At 40.8% G+C, this 14,754-nt stretch carries 14 protein-coding genes; 5 read left to right on the top strand and 9 right to left on the bottom strand.

What is annotated here, in order from left to right; genetic code table 11:
* Window positions 1-94: 94 nt before the first annotated feature.
* The 4 genes from alsR (at window position 95) to NSQ36_RS16830 (ending at window position 3,335) form a co-directional block, all read left to right on the top strand.
* Complete coding sequence (gene alsR / locus NSQ36_RS16845; RefSeq protein ID WP_065097893.1) at window positions 95-991, top strand: acetoin biosynthesis transcriptional regulator AlsR; 897 nt, start codon at window positions 95-97, stop codon at window positions 989-991.
* A 50-nt stretch (window positions 992-1,041) separates the two neighbouring features.
* Window positions 1,042-1,659 (top strand): flavin reductase family protein, encoded by a 618-nt coding sequence (locus NSQ36_RS16840; protein WP_212045773.1) that lies wholly within the window; start codon window positions 1,042-1,044, stop codon window positions 1,657-1,659.
* A gap of 570 nt (window positions 1,660-2,229) precedes the next feature.
* On the top strand, window positions 2,230-2,652 hold the full coding sequence (locus NSQ36_RS16835; RefSeq protein ID WP_339206185.1) for a hypothetical protein: 423 nt from the start codon (window positions 2,230-2,232) through the stop codon (window positions 2,650-2,652).
* Between the two features lie 62 nt (window positions 2,653-2,714).
* A complete protein-coding gene (locus NSQ36_RS16830; protein WP_050944408.1) occupies window positions 2,715-3,335 on the top strand; it encodes a VanZ family protein in 621 nt (206 codons plus the stop codon).
* Window positions 3,336-3,367: 32 nt separating this feature from the next.
* Here the strand turns inward: NSQ36_RS16830 and rbsB are convergent, their stop codons facing one another.
* The 9 genes from rbsB to NSQ36_RS16785 form a co-directional block, all read right to left on the bottom strand.
* Window positions 3,368-4,285 (bottom strand): ribose ABC transporter substrate-binding protein RbsB, encoded by a 918-nt coding sequence (gene rbsB / locus NSQ36_RS16825; protein WP_339206182.1) that lies wholly within the window; start codon window positions 4,283-4,285, stop codon window positions 3,368-3,370.
* A gap of 13 nt (window positions 4,286-4,298) precedes the next feature.
* A complete protein-coding gene (gene rbsC, locus NSQ36_RS16820) occupies window positions 4,299-5,252 on the bottom strand; it encodes a ribose ABC transporter permease RbsC (RefSeq protein WP_003215300.1) in 954 nt (317 codons plus the stop codon).
* A gap of 1 nt (window position 5,253) precedes the next feature.
* Complete coding sequence (locus NSQ36_RS16815) at window positions 5,254-6,735, bottom strand: sugar ABC transporter ATP-binding protein (RefSeq protein WP_050944406.1); 1,482 nt, start codon at window positions 6,733-6,735, stop codon at window positions 5,254-5,256.
* Between the two features lie 15 nt (window positions 6,736-6,750).
* Window positions 6,751-7,143, bottom strand: coding sequence for a D-ribose pyranase (gene rbsD, locus NSQ36_RS16810; RefSeq protein ID WP_251190719.1), 393 nt, complete (start codon window positions 7,141-7,143; stop codon window positions 6,751-6,753).
* The gene (gene rbsK / locus NSQ36_RS16805; protein ID WP_339206180.1) at window positions 7,140-8,018 is read right to left on the bottom strand and encodes a ribokinase; all 879 of its coding nucleotides are present in this window, start codon (window positions 8,016-8,018) and stop codon (window positions 7,140-7,142) included. Before rbsK ends, rbsD begins: the two co-directional genes overlap by 4 nt.
* Window positions 8,015-9,001 (bottom strand): LacI family DNA-binding transcriptional regulator, encoded by a 987-nt coding sequence (locus NSQ36_RS16800; RefSeq protein WP_339206178.1) that lies wholly within the window; start codon window positions 8,999-9,001, stop codon window positions 8,015-8,017. Before NSQ36_RS16800 ends, rbsK begins: the two co-directional genes overlap by 4 nt.
* Window positions 9,002-9,118: 117 nt before the next feature.
* Window positions 9,119-10,261 (bottom strand): Ger(x)C family spore germination protein, encoded by a 1,143-nt coding sequence (locus NSQ36_RS16795; RefSeq protein WP_284907402.1) that lies wholly within the window; start codon window positions 10,259-10,261, stop codon window positions 9,119-9,121.
* A complete protein-coding gene (locus NSQ36_RS16790; RefSeq protein ID WP_284907401.1) occupies window positions 10,251-11,348 on the bottom strand; it encodes an endospore germination permease in 1,098 nt (365 codons plus the stop codon). Before NSQ36_RS16790 ends, NSQ36_RS16795 begins: the two co-directional genes overlap by 11 nt.
* On the bottom strand, window positions 11,338-12,819 hold the full coding sequence (locus tag NSQ36_RS16785; RefSeq protein ID WP_284907400.1) for a spore germination protein: 1,482 nt from the start codon (window positions 12,817-12,819) through the stop codon (window positions 11,338-11,340). Before NSQ36_RS16785 ends, NSQ36_RS16790 begins: the two co-directional genes overlap by 11 nt.
* A 747-nt stretch (window positions 12,820-13,566) precedes the next feature.
* On the opposite strand from NSQ36_RS16785, the gene pgsB reads away from it, so the two are divergent.
* Window positions 13,567-14,748, top strand: a complete 1,182-nt coding sequence (pgsB, locus tag NSQ36_RS16780; RefSeq protein ID WP_012011489.1) for a poly-gamma-glutamate synthase PgsB — start codon at window positions 13,567-13,569, stop codon at window positions 14,746-14,748.
* The last annotated feature ends 6 nt before the right edge of the window (window positions 14,749-14,754 follow it).

Genomic DNA, 14,754 nt, shown 5'->3' with positions numbered 1-14,754 from the left:
ATGATTTACTATACATTTCAAAATGGAAAATTTCCAATATCTGTTTAACGTGGTTTTAATATGTTTCACGAATAAGTGTGCGAGGAGTGAAAGGATGGAACTGAGACATTTGCAGTACTTTGTCACAGTAGCGGAGGAGCTGCATTTTGGCAGAGCAGCCGCACGGTTGAATATGACACAGCCGCCACTTAGTCAGCAAATTAAGCAGTTTGAAGAAGAATTGGGGTTTCCTTTGTTTCACCGGTCGAAGCGAGTGGTGGAGCTAACAGCTGCTGGAAAGGTCTTTTTACATGAGGTGCGTGGTGTGCTGCATCAGCTTGATAAAGCCGTTGATCATGCCCGGCATACAGCAAGAGGAGAGCTGGGAAAAATCATCATAGGGTTTGTTGGAACAGCGACGTATGATATTCTGCCGCCAGTTGTACGCGAATTCAGAGAGCTGTATCCCTCTGTCAGTATTGAGCTGGAGCAGCTTTCTGTTCCGCAGCAGCTAGGAGCGCTTTTAAATGGGGAGATTGATATCGGTTTTTTACATCCTACATCTCCTCATGAAGAACTGGTCAGCCGTTTGATGAAGCAAAGTGAATGTATTTTTGCGATTCCGAAAAATCATCCGCTGGCGAAAAAAGAGGCGGTCACGATCGAAGATATTCGTCATGAGCCGATTATTTCTTTATCACAGGAATCATGGCCGTCCCTTTATCAACACTTTGTCCTGCTATGTGAAAAGTACGGGTTTTCTCCAAATATCGTGCAGGAAGCGGCGGAATATCAAATGGTGATTGGCCTTGTCACAGCTGGTATCGGCATTGCGGTCATTCCGAAATCAGCCCGGCGTTTATTTAATCTAGATGTTGTGTATCGGTCCATTGAAGGTGAACAGCTTCTGGCAGAATGGACGATTTCCTATAGACGAGAAAATCATAATCCTGCTTTATTTCATCTTGTCCACCATATCTTGCATCGCACCGAGCCTGAATCAGAGGCATAGAAAAAGAGGTATGGTATGATGTCGATACACCAAAAGGAGGCGTGTCTGAATTGATTACGTTGCAAATGGATCAGCTATCAAGAAAAGAAGCATATAAATTATTATCGGGCTCTATTGTTCCACGACCGATTGCGTTTATTACAAGTCTGTCTAAAGACGATGTTGTCAATGCCGCACCATTTAGTTTCTTTAATGTCATCAGCGGACACCCGCCGCTCCTCGCAGTTTCTATCGGACGACGCGAAGGTCAGATGAAAGACACAGCGCAGCATATGATTGACAGAGGAGAATTTGTGGTCCATGTGAGTGATGAAGCGATAATAGAAGATATTAATGAAACAGCTGCTACGCTGCCGCAGGAGGAGAGTGAGCTGGATCGAACCGGTCTTCATCAAGTAAAAAGCCATGTCGTTTCAGTTCCGGGGATCAAGGAAGCGCGCATTCGTTTCGAATGTCAGCTGGAAAAGCATCTCACCTTTCAAAATGATGAAGGAGAAATCACGGTCGATCATATCATTGGCCGGGTTGTATGTGCACATTTAGATGAGTCAGTTTATGATGCGGAAAAAGGCTATGTTTCTACTAATGAACTGAAGCCAGTCGCACGTTTAGCGGGAAATGATTATGCCCATTTAGGCACGTCATTTGTGCTGAAAAGACCACAGTAATAGGAAGAACCCCCGATTTCCCTCGGGGGTTCTTCCTATTATTCTTTTGTTCTAATTTTAAGAAATAACCGGTTGATTTGCTGCAACGTATAATTAGAAAACCAGTCCTGTGAATTATATCTATTATATAAACAAGTCACAATTTTATGGAAATTTCTCATTGAATAAAAGGATATATTTCTCGACAAAAGATCAATCCTGACTAAGGTCAGGGTGATACAGTGAAAATATTAATTTAAACAGATTTATCACAGAAATGGGAAGGTGAAAGTCAAAAGATTTGAATAGCACCGCCGTCATACCAAGAGAAATGAGGAATAACGGGTGGTATATTCTGTAAAATAAATTAAAATTTTAATGACTCGAAAAGGTTTGGTGGCTAATAATGAAAACTCTAAATTTGTTATAAAATCCGTTATATTCCTTCATTGTATAAATTATAATAATTTAAATTAAATAGACTTTATAATGTAAATATGTAAATTTAGGGTTTTTTTTGATACATATATATGGTATTATAAATTTTGGTATTGCTAGTCATCAAAATTTATAGAAAAGGTGTTGTGAAAGTTGAAAAAATCAAGTGTATTTTCCGTGGTAATGTTAGTATTATTTTCTTTTGCAATGGTTGTACCGACATTTGCGAAAACTAATTATTATGATTTCACGATGGAATATAGAGCTGTGAATGGAGCTGATAAAAAAAGATTTTATGAACTAAATAAAGGGCCAGCTAAAATTTCTGGAGAGCAATGGGAATTATCTAAATTGCCAAATGCTAATGGGCCTAATACGGTATATTATGAATTGAGAAATAAGTCGACAGGAAAGGACTATGGTACAGTTACTTCTAGACCTAGAGCCGATGGAAAAGTTAATAAGGTCTCTGGTAAATATACAGGAATTGGTGGAGGAAACAAATATTATTTGTTTATTTATAAAATAGAAAGAGACGGCAGAACTATTACAGGTAAAGGTAAAGTATCTAATTAATAAAACAGAAGAGAATTTGTTTATAAATTCTCTTCTGTTTTATTTACTAGGAGAGCTACATTATGATTATATTTTTTGAAGGTTGGATACTCTACAGTTTTTTATTTATATATTTAGCTTTTGCAGTCTTACTCAAAATTAAGTATAAGAAAAGTTATACATATTTATTCTTCTTTTCAATCATGACTTTTTATGTATATCATGTTATAAATTTAACTCAATTCCCAATTACTATTGATGACACTCAAAGGGAGAATTTCAAAGAAGTATTCGGTGAAAAAAATAATATTTTAGTAGAAATGAATTTAATTCCTTTTAGTGAAGGTGTTAGTTTAGCCAGTCTTTATAATGTATTCATGACGATACCTTTAGGTTTTGGTTTGCCATTTCTAATTAAGGCAACATTTAAAAAGATATTTTCAGTAGGTTTGTTAGTTGGCATACTATTTGAAAGTTTTCAATTGATTGTTGGATTATATGCGGGTTATTCCTTTAGAGTGGTAGATATCGATGATATAATTTATAACCTTTTAGGCACAATAATTGGATATGTATTCGTGTTTAAACTATTTATATTGTTTTTCAAACTAATATTGAATAAATTTGAAATAGATTTCAATCCAATTATCAGTCATATTTATGAAGCTGGCCAGCCATTAAAAAATAAGGCTGCAGATAAATAGAAAACCCCCGAGGGAAATCGGGGGTTTTCTATTTATTTTTTCTGTTCTAGTTTCAGTGGAGCTGCGATGTTCTTTTGTACTTTTTTCCCTTTTAAGACGTCGCTTGCAGCACCGACTGCCAGTTGACCGATCAGTTCTGGCTGCTGCGCAACTGTTGCAGAGAGCTTTCCTGCTTTGATCGAGCTGAGTGCATCTTCGTTTCCGTCAAAGCCAACGACAAGAATGTCTTTCCCAGAACTTTGAATCGCTTCTAGTGCGCCAAGAGCCATTTCATCATTGTGGGCAAAAACAGCTTTGATGTCAGGGTTTCCTTGAAGGAGGTTTTCCATGACGTTCAACCCTTTTGTTCGGTCGAAGTCAGCTGCTTGTTTTGCTGCCACTTTTAGATCTTTATCTGCTATTTGATGGAATCCTTTTCCGCGTTCACGTGTAGCGGAAGCGCCTGGTACACCTTCTAATTCAGCGACTTTAGCGCCTTTTCCAACCTTGTCGATAATAAATTTGGCTGCCATTTCGCCGCCTTTGACGTTATCTGAAGCAACCAGTGCTTCTACTTTACCGCTTTCAGCTGAACGGTCTAATGTGATGACAGGAATATCTGAAGCATTCGCTGATTCAACAGCAGTTGAGATGGCAGACGAGTCCGCTGGGTTGATAAGCAATGCGTCGACCCCTTGCTGAATTAAATCTTCTACGTCACTTGTTTGTTTTGCTGAATCATTTTGAGCATCTGCAATGACGACTTCGATGCCAAGCTTTTTCGCTTCTTTCGTCACCCCGTTTTTAAGAGAAACGAAGAATGGATTGTTTAAGGTCGAGATCGAGAGACCGATTTTGATGTCTTTTTTCTTCCCATCTTTTGTTGATTTGGCCCACTCTGGCGGTTCAAGTGAGCAGGCAGAAAGCATGAACAATGAGAGAGTCAGGATGAGAATAAGATATTTTTTCATAGCAGCTGCCTCCTTAAGCAGATTTCTTTCTGTCTAATAGGACTGCAATCAAGATGACAATCCCTTTTACAACAGATTGATAGAATGATGATACACCAAGTAAGTTCATACCGTTGTTCAGGACACCGATGATAAGCACCCCGATCAGTGTGCCGACAATTCGTCCTCTTCCGCCAGACAAGCTTGTCCCGCCAAGTACAACAGCAGCAATCGCATCAAGCTCATAGGACGTACCAGCTGTTGGCTGAGCTGAGTTTAGGCGAGAGGTTAAAATGGCACCTGCTAAAGCAGACATGAAACCTGCCAATGAATAGATCATAATTTTTACGCGTGGTACTTTGATTCCTGAAATAAGCGCAGCTTTTTCATTTCCGCCGATGGCATATGTTCTTCTGCCGAAAGGTGTTTTATGAAGCAGCACCCAAAGTACGATAAAGGTGAGAAGCATCGTGATCGCTGGAACAGGAATGCCTAAGAAATACCCGCGTCCGAATAACTGAAAGGCATAGTTAGAACCGAGTCCGGTAATCGGGTTTCCGTCTGTATAAACAAGTGTTAATCCTCTGAAAATCGTCATCGTGGCAAGTGTTGCGATAAAAGGAGCCATTTTTCCTTTTGTGATTAAAAGACCGTTGACCATCCCAAGAATAGCGCCGATGATACAGCCAACGATAATAGCTAAAATCGGGTCCATACCAGACACGATAAATCCGGCAGTCAGCGCACTAGAAAGTGCTAAAATGGCACCGACAGACAAATCAATTCCTCCGGTTAAAATAACAAACGTCATTCCAAAGGCAATGAGGGCATTAATGGAGATTTGTCTCAGTAAGTTTAAGATGTTTAATGGCTCTAAAAAGGCCGGGTTTAAAATAGAAACAATGGCGACAAGGATGATGAGTCCTAAGAATGGCCCAAGCTTTTGCATGATGTTGTCAAATCGTCCATTTGAAGTAAGTGGTTTCATGTTACTTCCCTCCTGTAGCTAGTGTCATAATTCGTTCTTGTGTTGCGTCTGCTTTATTTAATTCTCCGCTGATGGTTCCTTCATGAATGACAAGCACTCGATCGCTCATCCCTAGAATTTCTGGGAGCTCAGAGGAGACCATTAAAATGGCAACACCTCGATCAGTCAGTTCATTCATTAACTGGTAGATTTCTCGTTTCGCTCCGACGTCGACACCTCTTGTCGGTTCATCTAAAATCAAGACCTTCGGCTGGATGCCGATCCATTTGGCGATGACGACTTTTTGCTGATTTCCACCAGAGAGACTTCGAGCCGAGATTTCAGAGGAAGCCGTTTTAATCGTCAATCTTTTGATGAGCAGGTCAACAAAATCCTGTTCGTTTTTCTTATCGATCAGTCCCTTTGGAGAGAAGCTTTCTAAGTTTGGCAGACCAATGTTTTCTCGAATGGATGCATCCAGCATGAGTCCTTCATCTTTGCGATCCTCTGTGATAAAGCCGATGCCGAGCTTGACGGCATCACTTGGTTTTTTAATGATAGCCTTTTTCCCATGAACCCAGATTTCCCCTTGATCAAGAGGATCAAGACCAAACAGTGACCGCATCATTTCGGTCCTGCCAGCGCCCATTAAGCCTGCAACACCGACGATTTCTCCAGCTTTAACGGAGAAATTGATATCTTGAAATTGTCCTTTTCTTGTCGCTTGCTTCACCTCAAGGATAGTATCTCCTAAAGAAGGCGTTCTCTCAGGGTATCGATCTGTTAATTCGCGGCCGACCATTTTTTTGACGACCTCATGGAAATTTGTTTCAGGTATGGCTTTCGTATCGACCGTTTTCCCATCGCGCATGATGGTAATCCGGTCACAGATCGCAAAAATTTCCTCCATACGGTGAGAAATATAGACGATGGATACGCCTTCCTTTTTGAGAGATTCAATGACCTGAAAGAGCTTTTCAATCTCACGGTCTGTAAGAGCTGCCGTTGGCTCATCCATGATGATGACCTTCGCTTCTGTCATTAATGCCTTTGCAATCTCAATCATCTGTTTTTGTCCAACAGAGCAGCTACCTGCCTCTTGATCAAGCGAGAGGTTCACAGACAATCGGTCCAGCTGGCTTTGGGCAAGAACCTTCATTTTCTTTGTGTCTAGCAATCCAAATTTCGTATAGATTTCTTTCCCGATGAATAGGTTTTCCAAGACGGTCATATCTGGCCATATGTTGAGCTCTTGATGAATAAAGGCGATGCCGTGTTGTTCCGCTTCCTTCGGATTTTTGAAAGCGGTTTCTTTCCCGTCGATTTGAATCGTTCCCTGGTCTAATGAATAAAGACCTGTGAGCAGGTTCATTAAAGTTGATTTTCCTGCGCCATTTTCACCCATGAGCGCGTGAACCTCACCTGTGACGAGGTCAAAGGAGACCCCGGAAAGAACGGTGTTTTTTCCAAAGGCCTTATGGATGTTATGCATCTCAATGTTCATATCTGGCTCCTCCTTTTAAAAGATGACACCGGCATGAAGAATGCAGTTTGCGTATGGGGTGGCTTCACCCGTGCGAATGACTGCTTTTGCCTGTTTGGTCATATCTTTAAACGTCTCGTGGTCTACATCATGTAATGGCTGTGAGAACGCTTTCTTTAGAAATAGATGATCTCGCTCATTGGCTTCTTTGATTTCACTAGCTACAGTAATGTGTTCAACCGCCATTTCTTGAAGAAGGAGGGAGGTGACCTCCTGAAAGGACGGTGTGCCGATTGATAGTGCCAGGTCGATTTTGACTGGACCTTCTGGAATCGGCAGGCCGCAGTCTGCGATGACGATTGTATCTGTATGACCAAGGTCAGCAAGTACCTTGGCGATATGACTGTTTAAGATGCCGTTTTTTTTCATTTTTTTCTCTCCAGTTCTTCTCTTGTTGGCATGCCGCCTTGTGCACCGAACTTTGTAACAGAGATAGATGCGGCTAAGTTGGCAAAGGCAAGTGCGTCGTATAGGGATTTTCCCTCTGCTAGTGCTACAGCTAGAGCACCGTTAAAAGTATCACCAGCGCCTGTAGTGTCAACGGCTTTCACAGGGGAGCCTGGCACCAACACTTCTTTTATTCCGTCAAAGTAACGAACACCATTTTTTCCTTCTGTAATGAGTAATTTGTTTGGATATTGGCGCAAAGCTTCTGCTATGGTGAGTCCATCAAACATAAGAGCTGCTTCGTGTTCGTTTGGAGTAATATAGGCAGCTTGATCTAATATTTGCTGAGAAACTTGACGAGCTGGTGCGGGATTTAAGATGACCGGAATCCCTTTCTCACTGCAAATGGTGCAGACGGCTTCGACTGTTTCTTCAGGAATTTCTTGCTGAATGAGGACCATTCCAATGTCTTCAATAGAAGAAAGAGCATCTGTTACATAGTGAGGTGTCACCTCATTGTTTGCCCCTTTGACCACGACAATGCTGTTATCACCTTCCGCTAATATGATATGAGCCGTGCCGCTTTCCATTTCGGTAACCGGTTTCATATATGATGTGTGAACTCCTTGATCTTGTAGATTGATGAGAATATCTTGACCATAAGCGTCATCACCGACCCGGCCGATCATGTAAACATCAGCACCGAGTCTGGCACTGGCGACTGCTTGATTGGCTCCTTTTCCGCCTGGGACGGTTTTAAATGATTCTCCTAACACTGTTTCACCGGCATTTGGTCGTTTATTCGAAGTGACGACTAAATCCATTGAACAACTCCCTACTACGACAATATGACTCATTGTGAATCCACCTTTCTTGTGGTCTCTCGTTCAATAAAAGAGACGGGCATTTGAATAACTGGTTGATCTATAGGTTGTTTCTGAATCGCTTTAATTAACAGCTGCGCCGCTTCTTTTCCCATCTCATAGGCAGGCTGCCTAATTGTCGATAGGGAAGGGAAGAGCAGCTCGCTTTGCGGAATATCGTCAAACCCAATGATTTGAACATCCTCTGGAACGGCTTTTCCGATCCGAAGTGCTTCGTGTATGACCGCTGTTGCGACAATGTCATTACTGGCAATGATGCCATCTGTTTCAGGGTACAGCTGGAAAAGAGCCTTGGCACTCTTACGGGCTTCATGAAAAGAAAATGAAGCATTAGACATCACATGGAAGTCGACACCCTTTTCGGTCAGTACATCGAGTGCACCCTTGAATCGCTGCCTCGCTGTTTGAAGGTGGGCAGGTCCTTTCAGCAGTGTGATCTGCCGGCTGCCGCGCCTGATTAATTCCATTGCAGCCATTTTCCCGCCAGCTGCAGTATCTGCAGATACAGAAGGTACATGCGAGACGGTTCGATCTAAGAACACAACCGGCAATTCATCATCATTGTATATATCTGATTCAGGTTCGTTTGTGACAGCGATGACACCGACCACTTGATTTTGTTTAAAGGTTTGTAAATAAGCCAATTCCTTTTCTCGATCTTCATCACTGTTTCCGAATAATAACCGAAAACCTTGCGCATGAATCTCATCCTCTACGCCTCTAGCAAGCTGAGGAAAGAAGGGATTTGTGATATCAGGCAAGATCAAACCGATTAAGCGGGATTCTCTTTTGAAAAGGGATCTAGCCACTTCATTGGGAAAGTAGTTCAGCTCCTGCATCGCTTGTGTCACGCGGGTTTTCGTATCTGAATGGACATATCCAGTATCGTTCAGTACGCGCGAAACAGTGGCAACAGATACTTGTGCAGCTTTTGCAACATCTTTAATGGTAGCCAATGGAGTGCCTCCCTTCGTGAATGTGTAACCGTTTACACAAATAGATTATCATGAAAGCTTTTAAATGACAATCTTAAAAAAATAAAAAAAGAAAAGAAAGATGAACTCTTCCTTTTCTTAACTAATAATCCCTGTTTCTGTAATATTCACTTTGATTTTTGGGATGATTTTTACATTTGGATAATCCGTAACCCAGTTCATCTTCATGAATTCATCATAGTGTCTTACCCGATATTTTCTGCCTAGGCTAAGGACGTCAGAGTTTGCTTCTTGCAGGGAGGCCACGACTTTTTCTGCTTCTTTTGTCAAAATCGCGGAAAGCCTTTTGTTGAGCATTTTAATTTTTTTATCTGTGTCTAGATTATCTTTCGGGTATTCAAGGACAGAGGTCGTGAATTCATACTCAAGAGAAAAGGTTAAGTTTCGATGGTCAGGATTGATAATGTTGATGTCTCTCTTTGAATCTGTCACTTGAATGGTGATGTAATTGTTCTCCTTTGATTTCATATCACTTCTTACTTTTTTAGTGAAGTTCGCATATTTGCCCATATTCTCGTCCATGACAGTGAGAAGAATGGCATCTTGTCCGTACAGCTCACCTTTCTTTTTCTCATTATCAAATAGGGCGACGCCTTTTACACTCGTTAGTTTTTTCTCTTGATCATAGTAGAGTAACGGCAGTGTGAAATCCTCTCCGGTTTGCAGCATTTTGGAACGAATGCTTTGCATGTTTTTAGGTGCTACTTGGGAGGATTGAGATGCAGTGGTGATGAGGTTATTTAAATAATCGCTCACAATGACCTTTTCCTTGAGGAGCTGGTCGATTAATTCCACACAGGTTCCCCCCTGTACCACTGCAAGATTGGCGAGCAAAGGACTTTTTGGATCTCGATAGAACATATCTAAATAGGGGAGAAGGCTATTTTGAGCAAATTCATCACCGATTAGCATGACTCGCATTTTTGATATATCAATTTTTTGATCGACAATTCGGCTGAAGTTGGTTCTTGCTTTTCTTAATGTAGGAGCTTCAGTTGTAAGAACAGTGGTTAAATAGCTGCCTGTATTTCCTTGCGCCATGCTTTGAGACTGCTGCACTTTACGATAGGTGATGGAGAACTTCGCATTGTCGTCTTCTCCTTGATCAACCGTAGACGTTAACACAAGAGAGATATTTTTTAATAAGTTTTGATCCCAGCAGCCAGGCATGAAGATAAGCGATATACACATGAGGAGCGTCAGCGAAAACTTATGACGCATGCGATTTCACCTTCCCTTTAAGATGTTTGATAAAAATGATGATGGCCATAATGATCGGCAGTGTGTAAATAACTGAAATTTGAGCAATGGTCGTAAAGTCGTTAAAGCGCTGTATTCTAAAGTTATCGTTTGCGAGAAAACAGCAAGCCGCGTAGATGAAAATGGCAAAATAATAGACATATTTTTTATGCTCTTTTTTATTAAGTAGGCTCGCTAGGCCATTGGCACAGAAGTGAAGGTAATTGCTGAGTGTGGCAAGAATGACGAACACCCAGAAACTTAGAAAAATTAAATCTGTTCGTTCAATGATTCCGAATGTAATGGTCTTTAATAGATAAAGCACAGGATTTGGTATGATATCAAGCTCAATCGGGCTGAAGAACATAAAACAAATCAATGTAATAAATAGGTAGAAAAGCGTCGTGCATATATTTGAAATCGTCATGACCTTATACCGTTCTTTGATGGAACCTTTCATGAATGGAGAGATGATGAGAATCATTTCAAAGCCGTTCATCGAGAGCACCACATCTTTCAATCCAAGCTGGAACTGAGACAAATCCGTCTGGAAGAAAGGCATGAGGTAGTCAATATTGGTTCCTTTTAACGAATAGAACATGAGTAAAGACAACATGAGCAAAAAGGGGGTCAAGATAAAGTTAAACCTGACGATCGCTGTGATTTTTTCTTTTGCGATGTAGATGATGGAGATCGTCAGCAATAAATTAATGACCCAGTTTGGCGTAAGCGGCAGTACCCATATACCAAGTATTCTGGTGAAAATGGAGAGAACAACAATGCAGATCGAGGCAAAATAAACTGTATAAAGCCCGATTAAAATATGCCCTATCCATTTCCCATAGACTTTGATTAATGCTTGGAAGAACGATATGTCAGGATATTTTTGAATGATATAAATGAAAATGGTATTGATGATTTGAATAAATACGCCGGCTAAGATAATCGCCATCCAGCCATCGTGCCCCATGTCTTTCATCAGCAAATGGGGAAGCGCTAAAATCCCAACACCAATTTGAGATTGGATGAGAAAAAAGATCGCTTGAGATGGAGATATTTTATTTTTCATTTTTCTTTTCCCACCCTCTCAAATTTTCAATTTGTTTTTTCCTTTGCGGATTTAAATAAACAGGACGCTGTTTGTACATCCACATAGGTAGTCGAATGACGGTGTCCTTTAAATCCTGCCAGTTAAAAGGTGTAACAGGTGATAAGTACGGTACACCTAATGATTCTAGGCGGCATAAATTCATGAGGACGATGGCAAGGCCAAATGAAATGCCGATAAAGCCAAACATTGACGCCATGAACATGAGCGGAAAACGCAGCATCCTGATGGTAGACGTCATTTCAAATGAAGGAAGGACAAAGGAAGCAACGGCAGTCACGGCAACGACAACGATAAGGACATTCGAGATGAGTCCTGCTTGTACTACCGCATCCCCAATGACCAAACCGCCTACGATCCCAATGGTCTGCCCGATTGGTTTTGGCAGACGCACCCCGGCTTCCCGTATGAGTTCAATAGTAATTTCCATGAGCATGGCTTCGATTAAAGGAGGGAAGGGAATCCCAATAATAGAATTCTTCATGGTTACGGCGAGTTCATCAGGGACCACCTCATAATGAAATCCAATCACCGCAATATAAAAAGATGGCAGTATGACTGCGATGATGCAGGCGAGATAACGCAAAATACGGATAAATGTAGCTGGAATCCAGCGGCTATTATAATCATCTGGTGATTGAAAGAAACTAAAAAAGGTGACAGGAAGAATAATTGCCATAGGGCTCCCGTCCATCAGCACTACAATACGACCTTCAAGAATGGCAGATCTCACCTTATCAGGACGTTCTGTATCAATCAGCTGCGGAAAAATAGAAAATGAATCATCTTCGATCGCCTCAACAATAGAACCAGGACTAATCAGCGTGTCTACTTTAATAGAAGAGATCCGTCTGTTTACCTCTTCTACCTTTTCCTGATTCGCTACATCAGAAATATAAACAATCGCAAGCTTTGTTTCTGATTTTGTACCGACCTTATGGTACTGAATGGCGAGCTTCCGATCATTTAAGTGAGAACGCAGTAAATATATATTCGTATCCAAACTTTCCACAAATCCATCATGAGCACCCGCAATGATGCTTTCTGATGAAGGCTCAGAAATAGAGCGAAGCGGCGGCTGCCCGACAGCAAATAATTTGATCTGCGAGGAATTTTCATCAAGAAAGGCAATGCTTCCTGCAATAATACTGTCAGTGATCAGAGTCAAGTCGCCTGTTTCAAGCGTACTAAGAGACTTTGTATAATCTTGTTTTCCAGGAGGACCTAACAAGTTACCGATAATAAAGTTGTTCAGTTTGCCTTCATCAATTCTTGTTTTAATAAAAAACAGGACAGATTTCGTTTCATTCACCATTAACTCTCGGTATTCAAAATCGCCGCTTTGCTGAAATGTTTTTTTCAGAATCCGGATTTTTTCCTCGAAGCTGCCTGATAAAAAATGCAACCGTGTTTGCTCATTGCTGTTTGGCATCTTTAGCCTCCTCTCACAGATTTTTTAACCTTAGTGTAAGCGGGGAAGCTGATTTTATTCGTCGCCTTTGGGGAAAGCATGACATGAATTGACAACTTTCAACTAAAATCATATTAAAAATGTTAAGAAATGATGAATCTTGATAAAAACAAATGAATAATATTTCATTATGTGGGTCATAAGGAGCGAATATCGTAAAGAGAAGGCATTTCGAAATGATCAATAGTTTACATCTTATCCCAATTTTTTGTGACCCTAAAATAAGCATATGACTTGATTTTTTATGAGGAGACCTTTGTCATAGGTCAACGTGTAGCGTTCTGACCGATGAGGATGACTTTCTAACCTGTTCCTTCAAAAATCGAAAACATTCCAAAACACGCACTATTCATTTAAAGCGCTGATACGACTGAGGTTATAGAGTTTAAAGGGCTTTAAAACATTGATTCAAAATACATCTTAACAATTGTCAAAAAATTTAGGGAGAAAAGGACAAAAGATTTTTCGATGCTTGATGGTAACGCTTACTCTTGATTGAAGCCGAAATTCAGGCTGATTTTTGTCCGTCTTTTGGCCTTTTCATTTAAAGAGGAGCTAGGTCAATCCACCTTCTGATTAGAGGAATTTGGCATACGAGGAAGTGAAAGATTATGTTACATAATACCGATTGTGATTTTATGCTGAACCTATATACTGTTGATTGAATTTACATATCACACTCATAAAAAAAGGAGATGTAGATAAGCGATGTGGTTAATCGTTATAGCCTGTGTCATCATGTTAGGGATTGGCTTTATTGAAAAGAAGCGTCACCAGAAAAATATCGATGCCCTACCGGTGCGCGTCAATATTAATGGTATTCGCGGAAAGTCTACCGTTACAAGATTGACAACCGGTATCTTAATGGAGGCAGGTTATAAAACTGTCGGCAAAACAACGGGAACAGATGCAAGAATGATTTATTGGGATACGCCAGAGGAGAAACCGATTAAAAGGAAACCGCAAGGACCGAATATCGGTGAGCAGAAGGAAGTTATGAGAGAAACCGTTGAAAGAGGAGCAAATGCCATCGTCAGTGAATGTATGGCGGTAAATCCAGATTACCAAATCATCTTTCAGGAAGAGCTGCTTCAAGCGAATATTGGCGTGATCGTAAACGTTCTTGAAGATCATATGGACGTCATGGGGCCGACACTTGATGAAATAGCAGAAGCCTTTACAGCGACAATTCCTTACAATGGACACTTGGTTATTACGGATAGTGAATATACGGATTTCTTTAAAGAGATTGCGAAAAAACGCAATACAGAAGTCATTGTTGCAGATAATTCCAAGATTTCTGATGAGTATTTACGGAAATTTGAGTACATGGTCTTCCCAGATAATGCCTCACTTGCACTTGGTGTTGCACAGGCATTGGGAATTGATGAAGATACGGCATTCCGAGGAATGTTAAATGCGCCGCCTGATCCAGGAGCGATGAGAATTCTTCCATTAATGGATGCGAAAACGCCTGGACACTTTGTAAATGGTTTTGCGGCAAATGACGCATCATCTACATTGAACATTTGGAAGCGTGTGAAAGAAATTGGATATCCAACAGATGAACCGATTATTATCATGAACTGCCGTGCGGATCGTGTAGATCGAACGATCCAGTTTGCGGAGGATGTACTTCCTTATATTGAAGCAAGTGATCTCGTCTTAATTGGTGAAACAACAGATCCAATTGTAAAGGCATATGAGGATGGAAAAATTCCGGCTGACCACTTACACAACCTTGAATATCAATCTACAGAAGAAATTATGAACATGCTTGAGAAAAAGCTTCATAATCGAGTGGTTTATGGAGTCGGCAATATTCATGGTGCCGCTGAACCGTTAATCGAAAAAATTCAAGAATACAAAATTAAGCAGCTTGTCAGCTAGGAGGAA

The organism is Bacillus sp. FSL W8-1143 (genome assembly GCF_037965155.1).
Taxonomy (GTDB): domain Bacteria; phylum Bacillota; class Bacilli; order Bacillales; family Bacillaceae; genus Bacillus; species Bacillus pumilus.
This window is presented reverse-complemented; position numbering and strand designations above follow the sequence as displayed.